Below are 23,162 nucleotides of genomic sequence, written 5' to 3' on the forward strand. Positions count from 1 at the left end.
AGGAGTTGGAGAACACCTTGCGCGAGATCCTCAGTCACATTCGGCCGCAGAGGCATCCGGCCTGGAAACTCAACACCTGCCTGGTGACCAACGCCCAGCTGACCAGGTGGTGGGCAGTGCTGGGTGCCACCTCTGCAGAGAGACCAACATGAGCACTCTGGCTGAATTGCGTGCACCCGCCGCCGATCTGGAGGGACGGATGTTGCCGGTGTCCGCAGGCCCGCGTACCGGCGACGGACGCATGTGGTTGATGGAGGCCGCAGCTCTGCGTGCCGAAGCCGACCGGCTGGAGGCGTTGGGCGCCAGCAGCTCTCTTCAGACACTACGCTCAGGAACTACCTGTCTATAGCCGCGGTTTTGTGCACTCCTTGGGTGAGGCGGCCGATTCGGTGTAGGCGGTGATGAGCTTCTTCATGTCAGATTCGGCTGCGTCGTCATGAGTGACTCGCACCGACGCGAAAAGCTTGTCCTTGAGTCCGCCCTGGTTCGGGCAGTTCACGGTCCCCACTGCTCCCGTGTTCGAGTAGATGTAGCGGTGGTCCTTCGTCATTTCGTCGAAAGGTTCGACAGCGACTGCGTCCTCAGCGACACGTCTCAGCGTGGTGTCATGCCCCCACCACTCAACGGTCGCCGAGAAGGCCTCACGGCCGTCCACGCGAAGGCGGCAGCGCTTGTTCCAGGTGCTGGAGGTCGGGTGAACGGAGATGTGCTGCCCTGCGGGGAGTACGGCTTTCAGCAGACGTGCAGGGACTGCGATGCCGCACAACGAGTCTGGAGGGCTGTACTCGGCAGGCGGGCTGGAGCAGCCAACTGCGGCGATACCGATGGCGAAGGTCACGAGAATCGGCAGGGAAGCCCGGGTTCTTGCGCCACTACTCGTCACGTACTCATCCTCCACATGTGGGTTGTCGGCTGACCTGCCCTCCGCGGCAATTCTCTCGTGCCGTCGGCCGTCGAAGTGGCCCTCGTCGACGCGACGTTACGGAAGCAAGTAGACCGCGTGCCGTGCCTAAACAACCAGCACCTGACGGCGAGGCTGGAACAGCGCGGGCGCAGCGTGACGGGGTCTCGGGCTGGCTCCGCAGCGGTGTAGAACAGCGAGAGCGGCAGGACCCGAGACAAGCCTGTGGCGGCGGAAAGGAGCCGGTGTCCGGCGTCGCGCGCCAGCCAAAGCCTGTCGATCACGTCTCGCAACAACTCGCGGTCTGGTGCGGGGATTTGCCCGCCGAACCGGTTGACCGACGCCCGGTACGCCTCCGCCAGCTGTGGGTCGCCAGCGCGAGAATGCTGGAGAGCGGAGGCTCACCTGGCTCTGACGTCTCATCCACCCGTACGACCAGCTGGCGTCGGTCGTCCTCAAGCTCATCTGGTACACCCCGGGGCAGGCGCCGTTCACCCCGGAAGCGCCGCTACCCTTCCTCAGTGCCTGTCTGGATACCTCAAGATCACAGGTCAGAGTCGTCACGTGCCGGCGGGAATGAGTTGCCGTTTCACTGGCGCGTCACGGTGACGGCTTGCAGCGGCCAGCGAGTCCACATTGATGCTCTGTGAGCTCAAGCGGACGGCGTGACCGGGGACCGCATGCCGAGCCACTGCTCGGCGCCCCATGCCTCGAACCGCTCCACCTCGGTGAACCCCAGCTTCACCGCGAGACGCATCGAGGCGGCGTTGGCGCTCTGGGTGGTGAGCACCACCGGCTCGCCGGGAAGCACGCCGGCAAGCCAGCCGAGGAACGCCGCGCACGCCTCAGGGGCGTACCGGATCCCCAGGCCTGCGGCAGGAACAGATAGCCGAGATCGTCTTTCCCCACAACAGTCGGGCGGCGGTGCCCTGTTGCCCTCCTGAGGAGGATCTGGCCGATCATCGACCCGTCGAGATCGACGACGAAGCTCCCGGGCCACCACTCGGGCTCCCCGGACAACTCGCGCTTGAGCTCGTCACGTGGGCGGGGGCTGCCGAGGTAGGCGTGCACCTGCGGCGAGGCGAGCAACTCGATGAACGCCGCCCCTCGCAAACCACCGTCGGGGGGCGTGGGCCATGATGTTGGCATGACCGCATCCACGTCCGTTTCCCCCGCCCTTGCAGAGAGGCCTCGCCGCACCATGCCGGGGTCGCTATGGCGTGGGGCGGTGATGATGCTGGCCGCTTGTGGGGTTGTGGCCGCTGGAGCGTGGCTCGACTCGAAGTTCGTCATCGACTCCGGTGTGGAGCTGGCCAGCCTGGCAAGCACGGTCGTGGCGCTGGCGATCGGCGTTACCGCCGTCCTCTGGCTGCGGGCCCGGGACGGCTTCCTCGTGCCCATCGTCCTGAGTGCCGACGCCGCCGGTATCGGCGGCGCGTACACAGTCCGGGACGGGCTGCTGGACGGTGGCCGCCTCCACCTGGACACGCTCGTCGTCGACCTCCCCAACATCATGGCCGCAGCCGGAGCCACCGTCTTGATCCTGACGCTGGCCTGGGCCGCCATCAGTGGCCACCGGCGCCCGCGTAAACCGGGGACCAACATCGGTGACTCCGCACGCCGCCCTGACTAACGCTATGCCGTTTGGCGAGCCGCGAGAGCGAGAGGAGGACGAAGTCCGTAACAAAGTCCCCCAAGCGCCCCCTCCCCTCTCTCTCCCCCCCCCAACAACCCCAGAACCCCTCTCGGCATCCTCTCGGAGGGTTCCGAGAGGGGTTCTGAGCACGGGGCGGTGCGGCGGGCGAAGGCAGAGTGGCGCCGGGCAGTCCTGGCTGGCGCGCGGCGACGTCGGGCGTTAGCGCGCATACCGAGGAGCAGCGAGCCTCGCGCGGTGCGTCTCGCTCCACGAGTTGTAGCTGGACGAACGCGGTCGGCACGTCTTCAGCGGCCAGCAGAGCACGGGTGGTGTCGGGCGCGCGGGCTCGACGCTCTGGTGTGGGCAGCGGTGTTCTGCGGGAGGCGTGGGCTGCCCTCAGCCATCATCCGAAGAACAACATCTCGGCAATCCGCTCGAACGCCGCGCCGACGGTCGGCTGCTCGCGGGCATCTGCTTTGTCGTTGATGTACGGGACGGCCGGGGCCAGAACCGGGAGAACGGTGTTCAGTCCCGAGAGGTAGTCCTGCGCGCGGGCCCCGGCCTGCTTCCGAGCGCCGAGCAGCACGATCCTGCGCACCTTGCCGCCGGGAACGGCGCAAACATGCCCTCGATGTCGCTTGGGGCTAGGCCCTGTCCGGCGGATCACGATGGATCGGCGATAGACGCTCTGTTGACCATGAAGCATTGTCAGAGGCGCGCAGTACTGTCCTGCCATGGCAGTCAAAATCGATCTGACGCTTGATTGCACGGATGCACAGCTCCTTGCTGTGTTCTGGAAAACGGCACTGGGCTACGTCGACGAGCCACCGCCCGCTCCCTTCAAAACACGCGAGGAGTGGCTTGCGCAGTTCGACCTCCCGGAAGACGACACCGAGGACGATGGCGCGTGGCTCTGCGATCCCGACGGAGTCGGCCCCCGCCTGTCCATCCTCAAAGTCCCGGAGCCCAAGATGGCAAAGAACCGGCTCCACATCGACGTCCGGGTGCCTGGACACGGCAGCCCCGAGGAGCGATGGGCACGGATCAAGGCAGAGTCCGGTCGCTTGGCGACGGCGGGCGGGAGGGTCCTGGAGGAGTTCGACGGACACCACGTTGTGATGGCCGACCCGGAGGGCAATGAGTTCTGCGTTGCCTCAGCGAAGCCATAGTCGCAGCGCGGCAACGGTGACCGTGCCGTAGAAGACGTAGGCGCGCTTCGTATCTGGTGGCCACTGCCCGGAAGTTCTTGAGCGCGTTGATCGTCCGTTCAACTTCGTTGCGGCGCTTGTAGATCGTCTTATCGAAGGCGGTGGGCCGGCCGCCACTGCTGCCGCGCCGTTGGCGGTTGGCCCGTTGGTCCTTGGGTTCCGGGATGGTGTGCTTGATCTGACGTCTTCGCAGATAACGGCGAACACGCCGGGACGAGTACGCCTTGTCACCTCCAAGGTGATCGGGCCGGGTGCGGGGGTGACCGCCGCCCTGGCGGGCAACACGGATGCGTTCCAGGACCGGGATGAGCTGCGGGGCGTCGCCCCACTGGCCAGGCGTGAGCAGGAACGCAAGCGGACGGCGCCCTCCCTCACCGGCCAGATGAATCTTGCAGGTCAGTTCGCCCCGGGAGCGTCCGAGTCCCTCGTCGGGGCGGTGCTGCTGGGGCGTGCATCTTTTCCCGGTACTCGCGGCGGTCTCTCGCGTGCTCCGGCAGCGTGCTGGTGGGCACGGCAGGACGTCGAATCCACGCTCACCATCGACCAGTCGGTGCGGCCGTCCACGTCAGCGTCCGCCTGGACGGCCGCAAGGATTTTGTCCCACGTACCGTCCGCCGACCAGCGTCGGTGACGTTCATGGACAGTCTTCCACTTGCCGAAACGTGCGGGCAGATCCCGCCACGGCACCCCCGTCCGCTGGCGGTAGAGGATTCCGTTGATCACCCTGCGGTGGCTGTTCCAACGTCCGCCTCGCTGCCCGGACCTGGGCAGACGCAGCTTCAACCGATCCCACTCATCACTCGTCAGATCTCCCCGCCCCATGAACACGCCAACGACTTGGACCTGAGGCAGTCACCTGATCCGCCGGACAGGCCCTAGGTCCAGTGCCGGTCAGGATGGTCTCATTTGGGTGAGGGAGTTCAGGGCCGCGGCGCATCACTGAGCCGTGACGGGCACGCTACGAACGGTCTTCCAGCTCGTCCCCTTTTCCGAATGGAGCGTCGTGCGTCCTCGGTTGTGCCCCGCTGTCAGTGTCCGGCCTCGACCAGCCAGTGCTGCCCGTCCTGTGGGCGACGTAGGGCATCTTCGGCACAGGCCGGGCCTCGTGCTGCTGATGGCGACGCTGCTTGCCCTGTCCGTGGTCTCGGTGCCTTCCGTATCGGCTCAGGCGGTGGCCGCGGCGCAGTGCATGAACGGCCAGCGGGATTCACGGGGCCGCTCCTCCGTGGATGGCGGCGAGATCGCGTGGGAAGACGAGTCCGTGTTCGACGATGCGCGCGCTCACGCCCACAGGGTGTGGTCGCGGCGCGGCCTCGATCGGGTGAAGTTCCCCGCTGATGACGCCGGCAGGATCGCTGATCTGGAATGGTCGGATGTGTCCCGGACGCGGCCGCCGTGGAAAGGGGTTCTGGGGCGCTGGAAGGGGATGCGCGGCACCGACCTCCTGCTCTTGAACAAGGCTTACCTCGGGGCGGGTAAGCGGTATGGGGACCGCGCGTCGCGACGCATGATCGCTGCGCACGAGCTGGGGCACGCCCTGGGGTTCTGTCACAAGAACCCGACCCGCTACCGCTCGTTGATGGCTCCGCACACGTTCGACATGCCCTCCAACGGCGCCCCCACCGCACGGGACCGCAAGAACTACCGTGCCCTGTGGGGCTGAAAGGCAGCCTCATGAGCATGTTTCGCCGCCGACTGGCGCTCGCTGCGGCCGGAGTGGCGGTCGTCGGCGGAGCCGCGCTGGGGGTGTACCGCCTCACCGATGCGGCAGATGCGCCCAGCGCGGGCGAGGCGGTGACTCTGTACGACGCGCATGATGCCAGGCAGGTCGCCGGTACCGCGGACGATGTCTTCGCCGGCGAAGTCGTGGACCGGGCCGGGCGGCGCGACATTGACGGCATTCTCTCCGACCTCTACCGGGTGCGGGTCGAGCGAAGCTTCAAGGGCGGTCTGCACGGCACGGTCACCGTCAGCAGCGAGCAGGGAGCCACGTCGCTGTCGCCCGGCGCCTCCTACGTCTTCGCCACGGGCCGGGTGCCCGCCCACCACACCCACGCCGTTCTCCTGGAGACCACACCGGCTTCCTACACGAGTCTCACCGCTCCACTCGGGCCGCGAGCCGCCGGCGAGGAAGCAGCGAATCGGACGGTGGCCGAGTACTGGACGTGGGCCGTTGCCCACGAACGGGACGTCGTCTCTGGTTGATCCTCATGCAGGGGTCACCACCGCGGTCCTCGCGGTAGCCCGGGGCGGTCGACCGCCAGGGCCTGTGTGGGGTCGTTCGTGGTTGTGGCAGTTCCTGAAGTCCGCGACAGCGGCCCGCGGGTAGGCTCATCCGCTCTGCGTGCTCGAACTCGACCGGCGGAGTGCCGAGATGCTCTTCCGAGTTTTGACCGAAAGGGAGGAAGAGAACAGTGTGGCCATCGCTTCGAGCGAATCGTTCGGAGGCTGGACCAAGACCTTCAGTGACCCCGGCTCTGCGCTGCCGTCGTCGACCACCTCACTGCAACGGTGGGATCATCGAGACCGGCACCGAGTCCTATAGCCTCGCCCACACCAGGGCTCAGCAGCAGCTCAAGGCTGTCTGAACCGGATCCGTGGGCATCAGTCGTTCGGGGCCTCGAACGTATTCACCGCGGTCCGGAAGGTTCCCTGACCGGGCTGAGCAGGGTTGATCAGCACCACGAAGTCCGGAAGGGCTCCCGGACCGGGGTGCCCGACCGCGTCCCGGTCCTGGCTGTCGACTTCGGCCTGCCGGTCGATCAAGTGGACGACCGCGGCATAGCGGCCCTCGGGCACTGGGTGTTCGATCACGCCGTCCGAGGGGTCCGCGCTGACGTCTTCGATGCCACCCACGAGCGCGCGGCCACGGGAGACGAAGAGGTAGGGCTGGGAAGCGACCAGCTGATGGGCTGTCTCCCGATCGGTCAACGCAGCCGGCGCGGCCGCGGTGCCTGACCGGACCAGAACAGCGAACGAGCCGTCTGCGCCGACATTGAGCGGAACCAGAGCACCGGCCTGGATATGACGGACGATGTCCTCGTCCTCCAGGAGCTCGTCCTCCCACGTGTCGTAATCGACGACCTTCTCGAACCTCTGTGGATCCCACAGGACGAGCATTCCGGCGTCCGTGACGACCGTCGCGGGGACCTCGTCAAGGGGCTGCTGAGCAGTCACTCGATCCTCCGGTCATTTCGCTGGCCGCACTCGAACCAGTTGATTCTCCCGGCAAAGGACAGCGACCTATCCGTCAGGGCCGCATTACGCCGAGACCCGGGTCCGCTTCAGGCCGCCACCACCCTCGGATCCGCCCCTTGCCGGGGCCGGTCACAACCGCCCGGCCGGGGCCGACTCAAACGTCATGGCCAGCACGGGCCGCAAGGGCGATGTCCGCCCACAGCGGCAGGTCGGCGCCCCAACCGTCGGCGCGGGCACTCATGCCGTTCGGCTCAGTCCCACCAGAAGTCCCAGCTGTTCATGCCGACGATGCGTTCGGCGTAGGCGGCCAGGGTGTAGGGAGGGGAGCCCTGCCAGACGTTGTCCGGGCAGAAGGCGAAGTGCTCGGCGGCGACCAGGAGGGCGTCCCCGGTCCCCATCGGCGGTGCCGCGACGCTGAGGTGAAGGGTGTCGCAGCCGACGGCTACGACGCGGGCCCCAAAGCGGTGCTCCCAGTCGCGTACGACGGCGGAGAACTTGGCGGTGTCGTTGTCGTAGTTGGCGGGCCCTGCCCAGCCGAGAGTGGTGAGGGCGTGTGCACCGCAGGCAGCAGCGACGAGCCCGAGACGTGCCTGGGGATGTTGTTCGGTGAAGACCCGTGCATATTGAGCGGCCATCTCATCAGGGCCGATCACGGGCTCGGGGCGGAGAACTGGACTTGGCCAGGTCTGCCCGAATGGTGCGGTGACAGCGGCACGTTGGTCCGGCGTGAGCAGGTCATCGTCCTCGTCGGTCTTCGTGTACTGGCTCCACCATTGCGCCAGGAGAACGGCCGGGTCGTGCGCGTGGGGTGACGACATGTGCTCGGGAAAGAGCTCGCCGGACGCCCAGGGCCTGAACTCGTTGCCTTGGCCGTGGGCGTCGAGAAGGAGTGGCCACAGGCCCGAGATGCCGCGTTCGGCCAGCAAGCGGGCCCACAGCTCGGCGGAGGCCGGGGTGTCGCTCAGCCATAGTGGCTGCACAGCGCCATCGCCTTCGTCGGATGTGATCATCCGGCCTTGCGGGAGCGTGACAACCAGTGAGGCAAGGAGTTCAGGGGGCACGAGCGGATGCTAGTTCGAGGGGCTGACAGCCCGGAGGTCCGATCGCTGCGCTGGGCGCGTCTCGGTAGTCTGCCGCGGTGAATGAGCCTTCCTCGCTTCCCGGCGATCCTACCGAGCTGCGCCTGCGCATCTCCTACGACGACGACCTCGGCGACACTCCGCAGGCCGACACCCTCGAGCGGTGGGACGTGTCGATTCTTCACCGTCGGCGCACCCATAGCGACGCATCCGTTCCGGCTGCCTTCTGCGTCGATGAGAACTGCGCCTCGTGCACCGCGGAGGAAGCCGCTGTCGGGTCGATGACCTTCTACCGTGTCCATCCCGACCGCGGCCGGAATGCCTTTTTTATCCCGCCATATCTCAAGCGGCGAGTGAAGTCCCTGACAGTGCAAAGCTGCAGGTCAGTGGGTCGAAAATGAGGGGAGGTGTGCAACAGACATGTTGCACACCTCCCCTCCTCGTGCGGGTCAGGCAACGTCTGCCCTGTTGCGACGACGAGGGCAGGTGCTGCTAGGGATCATCTGATGCCAAGTCAGGGGACCAGCGGACCGGTGAGGACACTCAACCCCGCCTCACGGTCCCCTTCCCAGGTCAGCGATCCGGAATCCCGAGGCTTGCGCCCCCACAGCATCAGCAACAGGTCCTCGGCAGTGCCCGAGACCTCCGCGATCGGCTCACCGTTCCCATAAGTCCAGCAGCGGCCATAATCGGTGGCGGTGATCCGCATGGCCTGCTCTGGATAGGAGGCGGCTCCCTTGGAAATCATGCGGGGCGCCATGGTGTCGAAGACCTCGGCGACACCATCGGCAGCGAGTGCCGGGCCCATCGGTGTCGTCGAGCCGAGCGCGTGCTCGGCGTCCCACCGGTGCATCAGCGTCTCCTGACTGCGGCGCCGACGCCAGAATCCGACCGTGTGAGGCGGAAAGAACGTCCATGCCTCATTCGAGGGATCAACCGATAGGGCCTGTACGAGCGCGTCCGCTGTCTGGGCATACCAAGTCTTGAGACCGGCCCGGTCACGGGGTGCGGCATTCTCGGCGTAGCTGTCGCCATGCCCTTCCAGCACCGCCGCGACGACCCACAGATTTCCCGCTCCCATGTGAGCGGCCAGATCCACGAGCTTCCAATCGCCGCAGTGCTCGACCGGTGCCAACAGGTCACCATCCAGCGTGGCGCCGAACGCATCCAGTTCACGGCGAAGTTCAGTCAGATAATCCACGGCGCCAAGGTACAGCTCGTCAACTGCGGGGACTTGCCGCCCGAACGTTGCCCGACACGGTCGCATCGTGGGTCTCTCATGCGTCTTCCCATCCTCTGAAAAGCGTTGCGGCGGGACGAGGATGGGCGGCACACGGGGGCGGTGTTGCCCTGCGGAGCCATGCCATCGTCATCTCGGCTTTTGGGGCGCAGCTGCTCTTGATGCCGCGTACCGGTCTGGAGGCCCCTCTGCCGCGATCCCGTCGGCGGAGTTCATGTCCTGCTGGAGGCCGCTCTGCCTCCGGCGGTAACCCAGCGGTGGAGATCTATGCCGCCATAGCCCGTTCTGCGTTGGCCGTCAGGGCGGACTCTTGCCACACGTAGCGTACGTAGGCCGGTACTCGGCTTGCTTCCGGCAGGACGCCTGCTATTCGAGGCCGTGCCAGTGCGGCGTGCTGCCCCCCAGCGGTTTTGAAGTGCTCCTGCAGTTGCCGTGCAGCCCGACGGAGCACACTGGCGGGTTCGTCGATGCCCAGCCGCTCCTCGGCATACGCGCGGGTGAGCCGCGGTATTCGGAATATCCCTGGCCCCGATTGCTGGATCAGGTGCTCGGCAGCCAGGGCAGCAAGGTCTTGCTCGGCCGCGTCGACGGTGCTGCCGAGCAGAGCGGCGGTGGCACGTATGTCGATGTCGCGGGGTGGATGCAGGGCGATAAGGCGCAGCGCGTGACGTGTGTGTGGGGCCAGTTGGGCAACCGAGCGGGACAGGGGCTCACGGACGCCGCCCTCCATGGCCAGTAGGCGCAACGGCTCTCCCCGATAGTCGGGCATCCCCCAGGCGGGGTGCTCGCGCAGGTGGCGCCCGATGACGGACAGCGCGAGCGGGTGATGGTCGAGTCGTTCGGCGATGAGACGGACAGCCTCGGGGTCGGCGTCCGCGCGTCCCGGTCCGGCGGTGCGGAGCAGGAGGTCCGCTGCCTCCTGCGGAGTGAAGGCCGGAACGTGCATCGTCGCCATGCCGTCGCTGCCCTGTAGGACACGGCGGCTGGTGACCAGGACCCTGCATGTGCGCTCCCGGGGCAGGAGGGGGCGCAGTTGCGCCTCCTCGGCCACGTCGTCGAGCACGACCAGTGCCCCTCTGTTGTGCAGGAGTTGGGAGAACAGGCGCGATCGGGCCTCCAGGTCCCGCGGGATGCGGTCCCCGGCTACACCCAGCAGACGCAGGAAAGTGTCGAGGACAGCGGCCGGGTTGGTAGCCGGCTTGTCGCTGTCGCGCCCGTGGAGGTCTGCGTAGAGAGTTGGGGCCGCTGCCGGAGCGGAAGCCAGGAGCCGGCGGCCGAGGTCTAGAGCCAGGGCGGTCTTTCCCGAGCCAGCCATGCCCTGCAGAGCCAGGACTGCCCCGGGGGCGTCGGCGATCAGGGCCTTGGCCTGCTGGAGCAGTGCGTGGCGGGTGACGTGCTCGGGCGGCCCGTCGGGAAGCCGGTCGTAGGCCGTGGCCCGCGAGGCTGCTTCGGCTTCCCCCAGGACGGCGTGCAGGGCCAGCCGCCATGTGGCGAAGGCCGCGGTGTCGGCGCCGACCAATGCGTGCACCACGGCCAGAAGAAGGTCGGTGTTGGGCCGGCGGCGGCCGACCTGGAAGCAGTTTCCGACGGTGGAGCGGGCCGGCCATTCGCTGCGGGGGCGCCCAGCCCGCTGCCATGCCGCGTGGACACGGCGCGTGATTTCGCTGACGGAGGGGTTCCCTCCCCATGCCTTCAGCAGTCTCAGCTCGGCGATGAACTCATCCATCGTGCGGGCCTTGCCGGGTTGCAGTACCTGCGGCACGAACGCCCTCCCCCAGGGTGTCGAACTCGAAATCTCGGAACGAGCGTTTCAAGTTAGCTGTAGCGGGCTGGTTACTGTCAAGCACTTTCCACGGGTTGAGAGGCAGCGCCCGGCCGCGTCCAGGTTCGTCCACGATCCGCGGCCCGTCCGCTCCCCGGCGCTGAAGCTGTGTGCCGTTCCCGATCGGCGCTTGGCCTAGTCCAACGATGCCGACGCCAATCTCTGCCTTCCGAACTGGAGTTGTGGCCGCGCCATGACCGAAATTTCCGTCTCCCTTTCTCCGGCCGGCGGCAGCGTTGTCTCCGGGCAGGCCCGCAGCCACGCCATCACCATCGACCGTCCCCTCGACAAGGGCGGCAAGGACGCAGGCCCGATGGGCGGCGAGTACCTGTTGCTCGCGCTCGGCGGCTGCTACCTGAGCACGTTCCTGGCCGCACTGCGAGCAGAGGACCCCGAAGCCGAGGCGACCGACCTCGCCCTGACGGTGGCCGGCTCCCTCACCCCGGCGCCGACCCGCTTCACCGAGATCACCGTGTCCGCCAGCGCACCGGCCGCACACCGGGACCTGTTCGACAAGCCCCTGGTGAAAGCCGAGCGCGGCTGCATCGTCCACCAGTCCATCCGCGATGCCATCGCCGTCCGCTTCACGCACACGTGGATATGACACCCCGTACCGAAGGAGACAGGACCGTGCACACCCAGACCACCATGGCCATTGACGCCGCCATGACCGGCGCGTCTTCACGCACCGGGCGCATCATCATCGTCGGCGCAGGATTCTCCGGCACGCTCACCGCGATCCGACTGCTGCAATTCGCCACCGGACCGGTGGAGATATGCCTGATGGAACGCGAAGAGGGGTTTCGCTACGGCGGCCTGGCCTTCGGTCAGGCATCCACCAACTGGGAGCACATGCTCAACATCCAGGCCGGACGCATCACGCTGCGGCGCGAACGGCCGGAGGACTTCCTGGAGTGGGCCAACGCCGAGGCCGACCGCACCGGTTGGCCGCTGAAATGGCAGTACCACACCTTCGGCGTCGCCTGCGTGGTACCGCGGCGGATCTTCCGCCAGTACCTGGCCGAACGGCTGCGCGGCGCCGTGGCCGACGCCCGCCCCGAGGTCACGCTGCGCGAGCTGAGCGGCGAGACCATCGACGTACGCGCCAACGAGGGGCACGGTTACGTCGTCAAGTACGCCGACACCGCCTCGGAGGCAGGGGGTGTCCAGGAGCTCGCCGCCGATCAAGTCGTCTTCGCCACCGGTCACCTCGCGCCGGCGCAGGCGCCCTTCTACCACCGCATCCACAACCACGACCGGTTCATCGCCGACCCCTACGCGCCCGATGCGCAGGAGCGATTCCGTGCAGTAGCCAGCGATGAGACAGTGCTGGTCACCGGCTCGGCGCTGTCCGCGTTCGACACCGTCGTCTCTCTCGTGCACGCCGGGCACAAGGGGCAGATCCTCATCTGCTCCCGCGGCGGTCACATGCACGACACCTATCCGGTGGACCACGAGCACGACATCTGGCAGGCCCGCCGCCCCCCGTTTCTCGACGCGGACCAGCTCACCCCGGACGTCGTGGTCGAGGGCATCACCGCCGAGTACGCGCACCTTCGCGCCGAGCACGGTGACGGAGTGCCCGCCTCGATCTTCGCCGAGCGTGTCATGAAGGCATGGGAGCCCTACGTCATCGAACTGGTCTCGCGGATGGAGGCGAGCGATGTCCGCATGCTCCTCGACCGGTACAAGAGCCTGATCGTCACCAACCGCACCAGCACGGTCCGGGAGATCGGCAGTGTGGTCCGCGACCGGATGCGCGGTTTCAACGGCGCACCGCAGACGGTCAGTTCCCTGCCGTCCACGATCCAGGACATGCGTCTGGCCGAGGGGGGCACGAAGATCCGTGTGGTCTTCGCCGACCGTCCGGACATCGTTGTCGACCGTGTGGTCAACTGCCTGGGCAACAACACCGACTACGAGCGCACCGGCCATCCGCTGTGGTCCGGTCTGGTCCACCAGCACCGATACGCCCAGCCTCAGTCCAAGACGCACCGGGGCATCGAGGTCGGTGCGCACGGCCAGCTGATCGGCGCCGAGGGCCGTGCGGTCGAGGGCCTGCTCTGCGTGGGGCCGATGCGTCAGGGTGATGAGACCACCCGGCGCGGCCGGCTCGGCGCGTTCGTGTTCAGTATCGGCACCCTGCGCAACCAGTGCTTCGACACGGCCATGGAGGTCCTGCGCCGTATGGAAGGCGAACCCGCGCGGGCCGGAGCGGCCCTGCCCGAGGGGGTCCACCACTGCCTGGTGCGCTCCACCGACTGGATCGTGGCCGACATCGTCCCTCCGCTTGAAGAGCGGGAAGCGGCCCGGCTGCGCGAGCGGCTTCTGTCCTTCGCCCGGGAGCGGGCCTACCCCGCCACCCTGGACTACCTGCACGCCGAGGACTGCACCAAACGCGACAAGTACCGCACGGTTCTGGCCGACGAACTGGCCGACACTGCGGCGGCACTGGCCCGCGAGTTCCCGCTCACCGCCGAGCAGGCCGGCCGGGTGGTGTCCTTGCTGACCGTGCTGGTGGAAAAGCATGCGGTTCACAACCTGTGCGACATCACGCAGCTGGCCCGCTGGGACTCGCCCTACGCCGAGCAGATCAAGCACGCTCCCACCAAGGAGTCCGGCCGGTGACGCCAACTTCCCGTCAGGCCCCGCCCGACCAGGAACAGCTCGGCCGACTGTTCATGGTCCGGCACGGCGAGTCGACCTGCAATTCCGTGCACCGCATCGCCGGCCAGCGGGACGCTCCGCTGACCCTCCTGGGGCGCATCCAGGCCGAGCAGGTCGCTCGCCGTCACCGCGGCCAGCATTTCGACCGGGTCTTCGTCTCCCCGCTCACCCGCGCCTTCGAGACCGCCGGGATCATCTTCGATGAACCGGGCGAGAGCGCACCCGAGGTCAGGGTCGATGCCCGGCTCATGGAGCGCGACTTCGGCAGTTACACCCTGGAGAGCAAGTCGATCCTCCAGCGCCGCCACGGCATTGCCGAGTACGAGCGCGCCATGAACGCCGACAGCCCCACCCAGCATGGCGGCGAGACCTTCGGGCAGTTCAGGGAGCGGGTGCGTCTCTTCTACGAGCAGGAGTTGCTGCCGGCGCTGCGGCGCGGCGAGACGGTCTGCGTGGTATCGCACAAGTACGTTGTCGAGCTGATCTGCCGGTTCATTCTGGACCGGCCCGCCGAGGAGTCCTATGACCTGCGGCTGCCCAACTCGCAGATGCTGCAGGGCGACCGGATCGGCAGCTATGTGCAGAACGAGAACGAGACCATGAACATGGTCTACGACTGGATCGTCGTGAACCACCCGGTCGTCTTGTGCGCCGGGCTCCTCGCGGGCCTCGTCGGCAACCTGTCCGGCCTGCGCTTTTCCACCTCGCCCTATCTGCTGCTGCTGCTTCTGGTGGCAGCCAGCGTGATCACGATGTGCCGCATCGAGTTGGAGAACGCCCGCGCCTTCGTCACCGACCGGGGCATTCTGCGGTCCGTCGCCCTGCGCTACCTCCTGCTGCCTATTGCGTTTGCGGGCGCCGTGCACTGGTGGGGTGCAAACAGCACCAGCACCGCGGTGTACGTGGCGATCTTCCTCGCCACGCCTAGCTCGGTGGTGGCGATGACGGTCAGCCGCTGCCTGGGCGGAATGATTATGCCGACGTTCGCGCAGGTCCTGCTGTCGTCGCTGGCTGCCACCGTCTCCTTCTCCGCGGTGCTGGCGCTGACGCTGCACGAAGGCGTGGGCCCCGCGATCGCGATCAGTGCAGCCACCTCCACCGGAGTGGTCTCAGCGGCCTACCTCCTGGTGCGCCAGCTCAGGCAGCGCTCCCCGATCCGCACCGCCAAGTACGGCGAACGCAACGGCTATGTGGCCGTGCTGCTGCTGGCCGCGTTCATCGTGCTGGTCTCCCTGAAGCTGGATCTGTCCGGCTTCACGTCGCATGCCCCGGCAGCCGCGGGGATCGCCGTGGGCCTGCGGCTGGTGGCGGCCCTCTTCAAGCGCCGCGGCCATGTCCAGAGCCTGGACGACTACACCGCCATGACGTATCCGAACATCTTCGTCGTGGTCATCATCGCCGCCCTGACCGGCAACACGGGCCTGGAACAGGTGGCCATCTGGACGCTGCTGCCGATGTTCCTCCTGGCCTTCTTCGACAGCTGGTACGCCCGGTTCCTGGTCGTCGCGCCCGACGACGCGCGCTGGCCCGCCGTCCTGGGCCTGCCCGGCCAGCGCCCCGCACGCGAGCAGCCGGCCGGAGAAGACCTCAGCCCCGCCCGCCCCTGACGTCCACAGCAGCGGGACCGGACAGCGGCCGGCGCGACGCGCGCCCGCACCTCCGCCGTGTCCACGGCTGCCCCGGTCCCGCCCCCAACTGCCTTCGACAAGGAGTCGACGATGCCCGCACCGCCCACTTCCCTGATACCGCGCCCCGTGGCGTTCTGGTCCGGGGTAGCCCTGACCTTCGCCGGAGTCGCCGAACACCTGTGGATGTACATCGACTCCGCCCACATGGACTTCGACATGTCGTCGATGGGCATGACCCCGCTGATGTGGGAGGCCATGGTCGCCATCGTCGTAGGCGTGCTGATCTCCGGGTTCGCCCTGATACAGCCGACCGCAGCCGCTGACCGCCCCGCACCGCCGCCGGCTCAGCTGACCACAGGGGGACGCCGCCGCCTGGTCGCCATTTTGAGCTTCGCGCTGATGGTGGACCAGATGAAGCCGGCCACCCTGGCGTTCGTCTCTCCGGGCATGCGCGAGGAGTTTCATCTCAGCGCCTCTGAAGTCGCCTGGCTTCCCACGGTCGCCCTGACCGGCACGGTCATCGGCTCCCTGGTCTGGGGACGGGCCGCAGACCGCATCGGCCGCCGGGCGACCATCCTCATATCGTCGCTGCTCTTCCTGGGCACCACTGTGTGCGGCGCCATGCCGACCTTCAGCGGCAATCTGATCATGTGCGCCCTGATGGGCATGGCGGCCGGAGGCATGCTGCCGGTCGTCTACGCCCTGATGACCGAGAGCCTGCCCCCGGGCCGGCGGGCCGCCATCATGGTGCTGCAGGCCGGGCTGACTACCACTGGCGGCTATATGGCCGCCTCCGGTCTGGCCGCGCTGCTCCTCCCGGTGGCCGGTTGGCGCCTGCTGTGGTTCGCCCAACTCCCGCTGGTCCTGGTACTGATCGCCCTCAACCGGTGGATCCCCGAATCGGCCGCCTTCACCGCTGGCGCCGTCAAACCCGAGCCGGTGCCGGCCTCCGCCCTGTTCCAACGCCCGCAGAGGGCCAAGACTCTGGTCATCAGCGGCTATGCGCTGGCCTGGGGCCTGATCTACTGGGGCTTCATCACCTTCCTGCCCAGCCTGCTGGAGGACTCCTCGGGCGAGGGTGGCATGTCCGCGGCCACCCTGTTGTTCATTTCCTCCCTGCTGTCCATCCCCGCCTGCGCGGTCGCCGCCTGGATGTACACGCGCTGGTCGGCCAAGGGCACCATGGTCGTCTACGGGGCGCTCACCGTCACCGCTCTGCTCGCCCTGGCCGCCATCGGCACCCACGGCAGCCGACCCCTCCTGCTGACGGCCGTGATGGTGCTGTTCGCCGGCACCGCCGGCGTCATCGCCCTGCTCGGCCCCTACACCGCCGAGGTCTACCCCACAGCCATCCGCGGCACCGCGGGCGGCTGGGCCGCCGCGGTCGGCAAATCAGGCGGAGCCTTCGGCCCGCCCCTGATCGCCGTGCTTCTGTCGGCGCCGGGCGGCATGCGCACCGCCGCCCTGCTCGTCGCCCTGCCGATGGCCCTGGCGGCCATCGCCGTCGCGGTCCGCGGAAGCAGCCCCCAGACGAAGCCCGGCCCCCTCAGCGACCACAGCCCTCTGGAAGCCGAACTCGATGCCCTTCTGGAGAGCGAGCCCGCCCCGGTCACAGAGCGGTTCGCTGCCCCGGACCACGGGCCCCGTACGCCTTCCGCTGCGACCCTGCCCGCCTCACCGACCCGCAGCCAGTCATGACGACGGCCCCCGCACCCCGTGAGAGGGGAACGCCCCTATGAAAGACGGCGTCAACGGCGTGGCTCTCGCCGTCTTCATCTTCTTCTTCCTGGCCGTCACCGTCATGGGCTTCATGGCTGCCCGCTGGCGCAAGCCTGAGAACGAGGCGAGCCTGGACGAATGGGGCTTGGGCGGCCGCTCGTTCGGCCCTTGGGTCACTTGGTTCCTGCTCGGCGGCGATGTCTACACGGCCTATACCTTCGTGGCCGTGCCGGCGGCGATCTACGCGGCGGGCGCGGCCGGCTTCTTCGCCGTGCCGTACACGATCCTGGTCTACCCGCTGATCTTCACCTTCCTGCCGCGCCTGTGGTCGGTCTCGCACCGGCACGGATACGTGACGACAGCCGACTTCGTCCGCGGCCGCTTCGGCTCCAAAAGCCTGTCCCTGGCCGTCGCCTTCACCGGCATCCTCGCCCTCATGCCCTACATCGCCCTGCAGCTCGTCGGCATCCAGGCCGTGCTGGACGTGCTGGGCATCGGCGGCGGCGAGAACACCCACTGGTTCATCAAGGACCTGCCCCTGCTCATCGCCTTCGCCGTGCTGGCCGCCTACACCTACTCCGCCGGGCTCCGTGCCCCCGCGCTGATCGCGTTAGTCAAGGACGGCCTGATCTACCTCGTCATCACCGTGGCCGTCATCTACATCCCGATCAAGCTGGGCGGCTTCGACGACATCTTCGCCGCCGCGGAACACGCCTTTCAACAGACCAACCCGACTACCGGTGCACCCCGGGGCGCCCTGACCAGCGGGCCCGGCGCGCAGTGGACGTATGCCACGCTCGCGCTCGGCTCGGCGATGGCGATGTTCATGTACCCGCATTCGATCACGGCGACGCTGTCGTCCAAGAACCGCAACGTGATCCGCCGCAGCACCACGGTGATGCCCCTCTACACCCTGATGCTGGGCCTGCTGGCGCTGCTCGGATTCATGGCCATCGCAGCCGGAGTGAAGGTGCACAACGGGCAGCTGGCGATCCCGCAGCTGTTCGAGAACATGTTCCCCGACTGGTTCGCAGGCGTCGCCTTCGCCGCCATCGGCATCGGCGCCCTGGTGCCCGCCGCGATCATGTCCATCGCGGCCGCGAACCTCTTCACCCGCAACATCTACAGGGACTTCCTCAAGCCCGACGCCACGCCCGCGCAGGAAACCAGGGTGTCCAAGCTGGTCTCGCTGCTGGTCAAGGTCGGCGCGCTCGCCTTCGTCCTGACCATGGACAAGACCGTCGCCATCAACTTCCAGCTGCTGGGCGGAGTCTGGATCCTGCAGACCATGCCCGCGCTGGTCGGCGGCCTGTTCACGCGCTGGTTCCACCGGTGGGCGCTGCTGGCCGGCTGGGGAGTCGGCATGGTCTACGGGACCGTCGCCGCCTACCAGGTGGCCTCGCCGACGCAGGCCCACTTCGGCGGCTCCGCCAAGCAGATCCCGGGCATCGGGGAGATCGGCTACATCGGCCTGACCGCGTTCGTGCTGAACGCGGTGGTGACGGTGGTACTGACCTTGGTCCTGAAGGCCATGAAGGCGCCGGAGGGTACGGACGAAACGGCGCCGGGAGACTACACGGCCGACGCGGGCGACAGGGACGTAGCGGTCCCGCTGCCCGCCGCCGCCACGGGAGCCGCGCACTGAGGGAAGCGGCTCAACGGGCAAGCAGGAGCCGGGGAGGCGACAGACTCCCCGGCATTTTGCTGGCTTCCTACCGTGCGGGCGGGCGCGCGGTGATGGAGGCAAGCGCCGTCGTGACGCTGTGCTGCAACGTCTCGGGGTCTGCTCCGGCGCGCGAGCGCAGGTTCACCCCATAGGCGACCAGCACCAGGACGTCGGCGGCGGCAGCAGGGTCGACGCCCTTTGCCAGCTGCCCGCGCGTCCGGGCCGTCACCAGAGCGGCGTGCAGAGCGTCCCGCAGGCCCCGGTGGTGCCGGTCCAGCACCCGGGCAACCTCTGCGTCGGTGTTCTCAGCGCCGGCGTGCGCGTTGGAGACCATGCAGCCCCAGCGCGCGTACTCTCCCATGCAGCGTGCCTTGATCAAGCCGAGGAAGAACTCCTCGACGGCCGGCAGCCCGCGCTCGTCCTCGGCCAGGCGGACGAACATCGGCTGCGAGCGGTTCTCGAGGTAGCGGTGCAGCGACGCCACATACAGCTCCTGCTTGCCGCCGAAGGTGGAGTAGAGGCTGGACCGGTTGAGGCCCGTCGCCGCCACGACCTCCTGCATGGCGGTCGAGGCCACACCCTGCCGCCAGAACAGCCGCACCACGGCCTCCAGCGCCGCGTCCGGGTCGAAATGCTTGACGTCCGGCATAGGCCACCTCACCAACTTGAAATAGAAGTTCCAAGATACTCCCGCCCAGCGCCGTTCCACAGCCCCTGACGCGAACTACCGTCCAGGTTCGTCCACGATCCGGTACACGCTCCCCGGCCTTTCCCACCCTGGGCGCATGAACCGGATACCCGCACTCTGGACGACGGCCTACGGCTCGCACGGCTCGCCCGCACGCCGCTTCCTGGCCCGCCGGGCGGTCGGGGCCGCAGCATTCATCCGCGCGCTGGCCCTGGCCGACCACCGGCCGTTCACCACCCTCTAGCCCCCGGCCGTGCAGCAGTTGGCAAGAAGTCCCCCTGCCCGTATCTTGGAATGGTCGTTCCGAGTTCGTGTGTCCTCGGATGCCTCTGCATCCGGGGCGCGCCCCTGCCCAAGCGGAGGCCCAACCATGTCGCTCAACGCCGAACTGCGCACCTTCTACGACGCCCGGCAGCAACAGATCCCCGCCGAAATCCGGGCGATCATGCAGCGAGCCGGAGAGGAACTCGAATCCTCCGGCCAAGCCGACCGAGCCCTGACAACCGGCGCCCAGGCTCCCGGCTTCTCCCTCCCCACAGCCACTGGCAAGACCGTCACTTTGAAAGAACTGCTGCCCCAGGGCCCCGTGGTGCTCACCTTCTACCGCGGCGCCTGGTGCCCCTACTGCAACATCGCACTGCGCTCCCTCCAGCAGCACCACGACGCCATCACGCAACGCGGCGCACGGTTGATCGCCGTCTCCCCGCAGATCCCCGATGAGTCACTCTCGCTCGCCGACAAGCACGCCCTGGCCTTCGACGTCCTGAGCGACGAAGGATCCACCGTCGCCAAGTCCTACGGCCTCGCCTTCGACCTGCCCGACGACCTGGCCGCCGTGTACGACAAGCTCGGCTTCGACCTGCAGCGGGTCAACAACGGCCACCCGCGCACCCTGCCCCTCCCCGCCACCTACGTCATCGACCGGAACAGCACCATCCAGTGGGCGTTTGTGAACAGCGACTACACCACGCGTGCTGAACCGATCGAAATCCTCGGCGCACTCGACGCTTTGGCCTGATGCTCGGCCTCTGGATGCCCCGCCCCGGGCCCGGGGGGAGACAGGAGCGGAGTGATCGGGCGCTCTGGGGGGAGCGGCCGATCGCCCGTGCCCATGCTGGGGTCCGGCAAAGGTCCAGAGCGGCTGGGGCCGCGTACCGTGGGCACCATCTCGCGAGGAGGGGTCATGCACATTGGGGAGCTGTCTGAACGCACCGGTGCTAGCCGCCGCTCGATTCGCTACTACGAGCAGCAGGGACTGTTGGAAGCTTCACGAACCCAGAAGGGCTGGCGGGAGTACGAGGAGCGCGCGGTGAACCGGGTCTTGAACGTCCGGGAGCTGCTCGGGGCGGGGCTCACGGCGGAGGACATCCGGGTGGTGGGGCCGTGTCTGGACATGAAGACCGAGCAGTTCCTGGCGTGTCACAGTGGCCCGGACGAGATGCTCGCCATGTACGAGCAGCGTCTTGCCGTCGTGGAAGCCAAGGCAGCGGAGCTCCAGCGGCACCGTGCCGAACTCGTCGCGCGCATCGCCCGCCTGCGCGCCGATGCATCAGACACAGAGGGTTTCGCGGAGCTCCTGCGCTCCGGCGCTTGACCCTGACACTGGTGTCACTACCTAGCGTGCGACGGACGCACCGCGTTCCACGGAGGTAGTCGACTGATGAGAAAAACTGCCCTGCCGGGCTGGCTGTACATCCTGTTCCTGACCCTGCTGGCCACAGCCACCGACGAGTTCGTCATCGCCGGCGTGCTGCCCGCCGTCGCCGACGACCTGGAGGTGAGCGTCGCCGCCGCCGGGCAGTTGGTGACCGCGTTCGCCGTCATCTATGCCGTCGGCGCACCCACCCTGTCGGTGGTCTGCGAACGCTTCGCGAAGCGGACGGTTCTGCTGGTGGGTCTCCTGCTGTTCGCCCTGGCCAACGTGGCCGCAGCCCTTGCCCCCGGATACTGGTTCCTGCTGGGCGCCCGCGTGGCCGCCGCTCTCTTCGCGGCGGTGGTGACCTCCGCAGCCTTCGCCACGGCGGCGGCCGGGGCACCCGAGGGCGCGCAGGGCCGGTACCTGGGGGTGGTGACAGCCGGAATGACCGCCGCGCTGTTCAGCGGCGTACCGCTGGGCTCGTGGCTGGGCGGGGCCTTCGGCTGGCGCGCGACCTTCTGGCTGATCGCTGCCGTCGCGGCACTCGCGGCGTTGGGCCTGCTGGCCACAGCCCCGGCTGTGCCCGGCAACGCGCCAGCACCCTTGCGGGAGCGCCTCGCGCCGCTGCGGGATCGCGCCGTGCTGCGTCTGGTGACGGTCACGTTCCTCGCCGCGAGCGGCGGGCTGATGTTCTACACCTACCTCGGTCCGTACACGGCCAAGGTCGCGGGAGGCTCCTACGGCCTGTTGACGTTCGTGCAGTTCCTCGTCGGCGCCGCCGGCCTCGTGGGGGCGCTGCTGTCGGGGCGGGTGGCGGATGCGTGGGGCCCGCAGCGAAGCCTGCGCCGTGTCCTGGCCGGGCATGCGATCGCGCTCGCCCTGGCGGCCGGACTCATCTTCAGCGGCATCGGCAACCGATACGTGCTGACAGCCGTCATCGCCTGCTGGGCCGTCTTCGCCTGGGCCCTCACTCCACCGGTACAGGGCAGCGTCCTGGCCGCCGCTGGCCCCGCCGCCGGGATGACCGCCCTGTCCCTGAATATCTCAGGCCTCTATCTGGGCACGGGCGTCGCCGCAGCCGTGGGCGGTGCGGCTGTCGGCACGCTCGGCGTCGCCTACGTTCCGGTGGCCGCTGCCGCACTGATGGCACTGGCCTTTTTCCTGTCCCCTGCCACACCCCGCCCGCCACATGCGGCGCTGCACACCGTCGACTCGACCTCTACGGGTGTCTGAGGCCGTCTGATACTCGGGCAACACACAGTGATCCTTCAGGGCAGGTGTTGCCATTGGCGGGGCAGAGTCCGGACCGTGGCTGCTTTCTGGTCTCGTCCTGAAAGGGCGGCGTTCTCCAGCGAGAGCAGGTTGATGGCTGTCGCGTAGGTGTGCAGCCGGGCTTCCAGGAACCGGCAGTGTGCACCACCGGGTGGGCCGCCGGTGGCCCGTATGACCGGATCTTCGTCTCCTTCGCCGTCCGTCGCGTGCCGCAGGCCCTGGTGGAGCAGTTGGCGCCGGGCGGGCGGGCGCTGATGACGCTTGCGACGTCGTCGCCGTCGTGGCCGGACTTGGCCGTGATCGAAAGACGACGGGACGGGAGCGTGGAGGCCCAGCTGCGGGCGGTCGAATTCGGGCACCGGGCCGGTGCCGGCTTCGACCGGCTGTTCCTGTCCGCCGCGTTCCGCGCGGAGATCACTACGGGCGACGGGTGGACGCAGCGCAGCCGGCTCGCGCCGCCGGCGGACACGGCGCGCGGCATGTGGCTGGCCTTGAACCACCTGTATCCGGGTCTGGTGGAAACGACAGCTCGATTCGTTGCACAGCGCTACACGCCACCTCGCCGTAGCTATACGAGAACAGGGCCGACCAGGGCTGATCGTCAGGTTCGGGCTTTCGGAGGCGCCCTGCACACTTCTTGGATGAGCGCCCCGAGGGCTTCCTGGCACAACACCACACACGACGGGCGAGCACCGTCGACCTCGAGCATCTCGACCATCTCGAGCACATCCGCCAGAACCCCGCCGGCGTCACCCCCAGTGGCATCCTGCGCCTGATCTTCGAAGTCGTCGCCTATGCGGCC

22 protein-coding genes and 3 pseudogenes are annotated in these 23,162 nt (G+C 68.0%); 16 read left to right on the plus strand and 9 right to left on the minus strand.

The annotated features are described in order from the left end of the window. Positions 1–343: 343 nt before the first annotated feature. Together ACH4D5_RS23970 and ACH4D5_RS23975 are read right to left on the minus strand one after the other, a co-directional pair. Positions 344–838 carry a hypothetical protein gene (locus ACH4D5_RS23970; protein ID WP_398306146.1) on the minus strand — a complete coding sequence of 165 codons (495 nt, stop codon included), beginning with the start codon at positions 836–838 and terminating at the stop codon, positions 344–346. Between the two features lie 715 nt (positions 839–1,553). Continuing rightward, a pseudogene (locus tag ACH4D5_RS23975) lies at positions 1,554–2,050 on the minus strand (GNAT family N-acetyltransferase). Positions 2,051–2,156: 106 nt separating this feature from the next. On the opposite strand from ACH4D5_RS23975, the gene ACH4D5_RS23980 reads away from it, so the two are divergent. Further along, positions 2,157–2,534, plus strand: a complete 378-nt coding sequence (locus ACH4D5_RS23980; RefSeq protein ID WP_398306149.1) for a hypothetical protein — start codon at positions 2,157–2,159, stop codon at positions 2,532–2,534. 406 nt (positions 2,535–2,940) lie between these two features. On the opposite strand, the gene ACH4D5_RS23985 is transcribed toward ACH4D5_RS23980, so the two are convergent. Then, positions 2,941–3,123, minus strand: a complete 183-nt coding sequence (locus tag ACH4D5_RS23985; protein WP_398306152.1) for a hypothetical protein — start codon at positions 3,121–3,123, stop codon at positions 2,941–2,943. A gap of 148 nt (positions 3,124–3,271) precedes the next feature. On the opposite strand from ACH4D5_RS23985, the gene ACH4D5_RS23990 reads away from it, so the two are divergent. Beyond that, positions 3,272–3,706, plus strand: coding sequence for a VOC family protein (locus tag ACH4D5_RS23990; RefSeq protein WP_398306155.1), 435 nt, complete (start codon positions 3,272–3,274; stop codon positions 3,704–3,706). Here ACH4D5_RS23990 and ACH4D5_RS23995 read toward each other — a convergent pair. After that, positions 3,692–4,567: pseudogene (locus ACH4D5_RS23995) on the minus strand (IS5 family transposase). The gene ACH4D5_RS23990 and the pseudogene ACH4D5_RS23995 overlap by 15 nt on opposite strands. A gap of 283 nt (positions 4,568–4,850) precedes the next feature. On the opposite strand from ACH4D5_RS23995, the gene ACH4D5_RS24000 reads away from it, so the two are divergent. The 3 genes and pseudogenes from ACH4D5_RS24000 to ACH4D5_RS24010 form a co-directional block, all read left to right on the plus strand. After that, on the plus strand, positions 4,851–5,408 hold the full coding sequence (locus tag ACH4D5_RS24000) for a hypothetical protein (RefSeq protein ID WP_398306158.1): 558 nt from the start codon (positions 4,851–4,853) through the stop codon (positions 5,406–5,408). Positions 5,409–5,419: 11 nt separating this feature from the next. Further along, positions 5,420–5,950, plus strand: coding sequence for a hypothetical protein (locus ACH4D5_RS24005; protein WP_398306161.1), 531 nt, complete (start codon positions 5,420–5,422; stop codon positions 5,948–5,950). A 142-nt stretch (positions 5,951–6,092) separates the two neighbouring features. Continuing rightward, a pseudogene (locus tag ACH4D5_RS24010) lies at positions 6,093–6,333 on the plus strand (ATP-binding protein); the annotation flags it as partial. A gap of 16 nt (positions 6,334–6,349) precedes the next feature. On the opposite strand, the gene ACH4D5_RS24015 reads toward ACH4D5_RS24010, so the two are convergent. After that, positions 6,350–6,865, minus strand: a complete 516-nt coding sequence (locus ACH4D5_RS24015) for a hypothetical protein (RefSeq protein ID WP_398306164.1) — start codon at positions 6,863–6,865, stop codon at positions 6,350–6,352. Positions 6,866–7,194: 329 nt separating this feature from the next. Beyond that, on the minus strand, positions 7,195–7,923 hold the full coding sequence (locus tag ACH4D5_RS24020; protein WP_398306167.1) for a DUF4253 domain-containing protein: 729 nt from the start codon (positions 7,921–7,923) through the stop codon (positions 7,195–7,197). A 158-nt stretch (positions 7,924–8,081) separates the two neighbouring features. Between ACH4D5_RS24020 and ACH4D5_RS24025 the strand changes: the two genes are divergently transcribed. Beyond that, positions 8,082–8,423: a hypothetical protein gene (locus ACH4D5_RS24025; RefSeq protein WP_398306170.1), complete on the plus strand. Its 342-nt coding sequence runs from the start codon at positions 8,082–8,084 to the stop codon at positions 8,421–8,423. A gap of 113 nt (positions 8,424–8,536) precedes the next feature. Here the strand turns inward: ACH4D5_RS24025 and ACH4D5_RS24030 are convergent, their stop codons facing one another. Continuing rightward, positions 8,537–9,223, minus strand: coding sequence for a maleylpyruvate isomerase family mycothiol-dependent enzyme (locus ACH4D5_RS24030; protein WP_398306173.1), 687 nt, complete (start codon positions 9,221–9,223; stop codon positions 8,537–8,539). Between the two features lie 304 nt (positions 9,224–9,527). Continuing rightward, a complete protein-coding gene (locus ACH4D5_RS24035) occupies positions 9,528–11,024 on the minus strand; it encodes an NB-ARC domain-containing protein (protein WP_398306176.1) in 1,497 nt (498 codons plus the stop codon). Positions 11,025–11,277: 253 nt separating this feature from the next. Here ACH4D5_RS24035 and ACH4D5_RS24040 point away from each other — a divergent pair, with 253 nt between their 5' ends. The 5 genes from ACH4D5_RS24040 (at position 11,278) to mctP (ending at position 18,743) form a co-directional block, all read left to right on the plus strand. After that, positions 11,278–11,688 carry an OsmC family protein gene (locus ACH4D5_RS24040; RefSeq protein ID WP_398306179.1) on the plus strand — a complete coding sequence of 137 codons (411 nt, stop codon included), beginning with the start codon at positions 11,278–11,280 and terminating at the stop codon, positions 11,686–11,688. A gap of 26 nt (positions 11,689–11,714) precedes the next feature. Continuing rightward, a complete protein-coding gene (locus tag ACH4D5_RS24045; RefSeq protein WP_398306182.1) occupies positions 11,715–13,712 on the plus strand; it encodes an FAD/NAD(P)-binding protein in 1,998 nt (665 codons plus the stop codon). Next, positions 13,709–15,358, plus strand: a complete 1,650-nt coding sequence (locus ACH4D5_RS24050) for a histidine phosphatase family protein (RefSeq protein ID WP_398306185.1) — start codon at positions 13,709–13,711, stop codon at positions 15,356–15,358. The genes ACH4D5_RS24045 and ACH4D5_RS24050 overlap by 4 nt, the downstream gene beginning before the upstream one ends. A 111-nt stretch (positions 15,359–15,469) precedes the next feature. Continuing rightward, on the plus strand, positions 15,470–17,077 hold the full coding sequence (locus tag ACH4D5_RS24055; RefSeq protein WP_398306188.1) for an MFS transporter: 1,608 nt from the start codon (positions 15,470–15,472) through the stop codon (positions 17,075–17,077). A gap of 37 nt (positions 17,078–17,114) precedes the next feature. Then, positions 17,115–18,743 (plus strand): monocarboxylate uptake permease MctP, encoded by a 1,629-nt coding sequence (gene mctP / locus ACH4D5_RS24060; RefSeq protein WP_398306191.1) that lies wholly within the window; start codon positions 17,115–17,117, stop codon positions 18,741–18,743. Between the two features lie 67 nt (positions 18,744–18,810). Here mctP and ACH4D5_RS24065 read toward each other — a convergent pair whose 3' ends face one another. Continuing rightward, positions 18,811–19,413: a TetR/AcrR family transcriptional regulator gene (locus ACH4D5_RS24065; protein ID WP_398306194.1), complete on the minus strand. Its 603-nt coding sequence runs from the start codon at positions 19,411–19,413 to the stop codon at positions 18,811–18,813. A gap of 136 nt (positions 19,414–19,549) precedes the next feature. On the opposite strand from ACH4D5_RS24065, the gene ACH4D5_RS24070 reads away from it, so the two are divergent. The 5 genes from ACH4D5_RS24070 to ACH4D5_RS24090 all read left to right on the plus strand — a co-directional run bounded on the left by ACH4D5_RS24070 (position 19,550) and on the right by ACH4D5_RS24090 (position 23,136). Then, on the plus strand, positions 19,550–19,696 hold the full coding sequence (locus ACH4D5_RS24070; protein ID WP_398306197.1) for a hypothetical protein: 147 nt from the start codon (positions 19,550–19,552) through the stop codon (positions 19,694–19,696). 126 nt (positions 19,697–19,822) lie between these two features. Beyond that, positions 19,823–20,470 (plus strand): peroxiredoxin-like family protein, encoded by a 648-nt coding sequence (locus ACH4D5_RS24075; protein ID WP_398306200.1) that lies wholly within the window; start codon positions 19,823–19,825, stop codon positions 20,468–20,470. A 165-nt stretch (positions 20,471–20,635) separates the two neighbouring features. Next, the gene (locus tag ACH4D5_RS24080) at positions 20,636–21,046 is read left to right on the plus strand and encodes a MerR family transcriptional regulator (protein WP_398306203.1); all 411 of its coding nucleotides are present in this window, start codon (positions 20,636–20,638) and stop codon (positions 21,044–21,046) included. A 66-nt stretch (positions 21,047–21,112) separates the two neighbouring features. After that, positions 21,113–22,321: an MFS transporter gene (locus tag ACH4D5_RS24085; protein ID WP_398306206.1), complete on the plus strand. Its 1,209-nt coding sequence runs from the start codon at positions 21,113–21,115 to the stop codon at positions 22,319–22,321. 176 nt (positions 22,322–22,497) lie between these two features. Next, positions 22,498–23,136: a hypothetical protein gene (locus ACH4D5_RS24090; protein ID WP_398306208.1), complete on the plus strand. Its 639-nt coding sequence runs from the start codon at positions 22,498–22,500 to the stop codon at positions 23,134–23,136. Positions 23,137–23,162: the final 26 nt, after the last annotated feature.

The organism is Streptomyces sp. NPDC018029 (genome assembly GCF_044327655.1).
Classification (GTDB): domain Bacteria; phylum Actinomycetota; class Actinomycetes; order Streptomycetales; family Streptomycetaceae; genus Streptomyces.

Bases quoted from the DNA above. Each gene is read 5' to 3' on its own strand.
- ACH4D5_RS24055 (WP_398306188.1), top strand. From the start codon at position 15,470: ATGCCCGCACCGCCCACTTCCCTGATACCGCGCCCCGTGGCGTTCTGG.
- ACH4D5_RS24085 (WP_398306206.1), top strand. From the start codon at position 21,113: ATGAGAAAAACTGCCCTGCCGGGCTGGCTGTACATCCTGTTCCTGACC.
- ACH4D5_RS23990 (WP_398306155.1), top strand. From the start codon at position 3,272: ATGGCAGTCAAAATCGATCTGACGCTTGATTGCACGGATGCACAGCTC.
- ACH4D5_RS24070 (WP_398306197.1), top strand. From the start codon at position 19,550: ATGAACCGGATACCCGCACTCTGGACGACGGCCTACGGCTCGCACGGC.
- ACH4D5_RS24080 (WP_398306203.1), top strand. From the start codon at position 20,636: ATGCACATTGGGGAGCTGTCTGAACGCACCGGTGCTAGCCGCCGCTCG.
- ACH4D5_RS24075 (WP_398306200.1), top strand. From the start codon at position 19,823: ATGTCGCTCAACGCCGAACTGCGCACCTTCTACGACGCCCGGCAGCAA.
- ACH4D5_RS24015 (WP_398306164.1), bottom strand. From the start codon at position 6,865: ATGCTCGTCCTGTGGGATCCACAGAGGTTCGAGAAGGTCGTCGATTAC.
- mctP (WP_398306191.1), top strand. From the start codon at position 17,115: ATGAAAGACGGCGTCAACGGCGTGGCTCTCGCCGTCTTCATCTTCTTC.
- ACH4D5_RS24040 (WP_398306179.1), top strand. From the start codon at position 11,278: ATGACCGAAATTTCCGTCTCCCTTTCTCCGGCCGGCGGCAGCGTTGTC.
- ACH4D5_RS24005 (WP_398306161.1), top strand. From the start codon at position 5,420: ATGAGCATGTTTCGCCGCCGACTGGCGCTCGCTGCGGCCGGAGTGGCG.
- ACH4D5_RS24065 (WP_398306194.1), bottom strand. From the start codon at position 19,413: ATGCCGGACGTCAAGCATTTCGACCCGGACGCGGCGCTGGAGGCCGTG.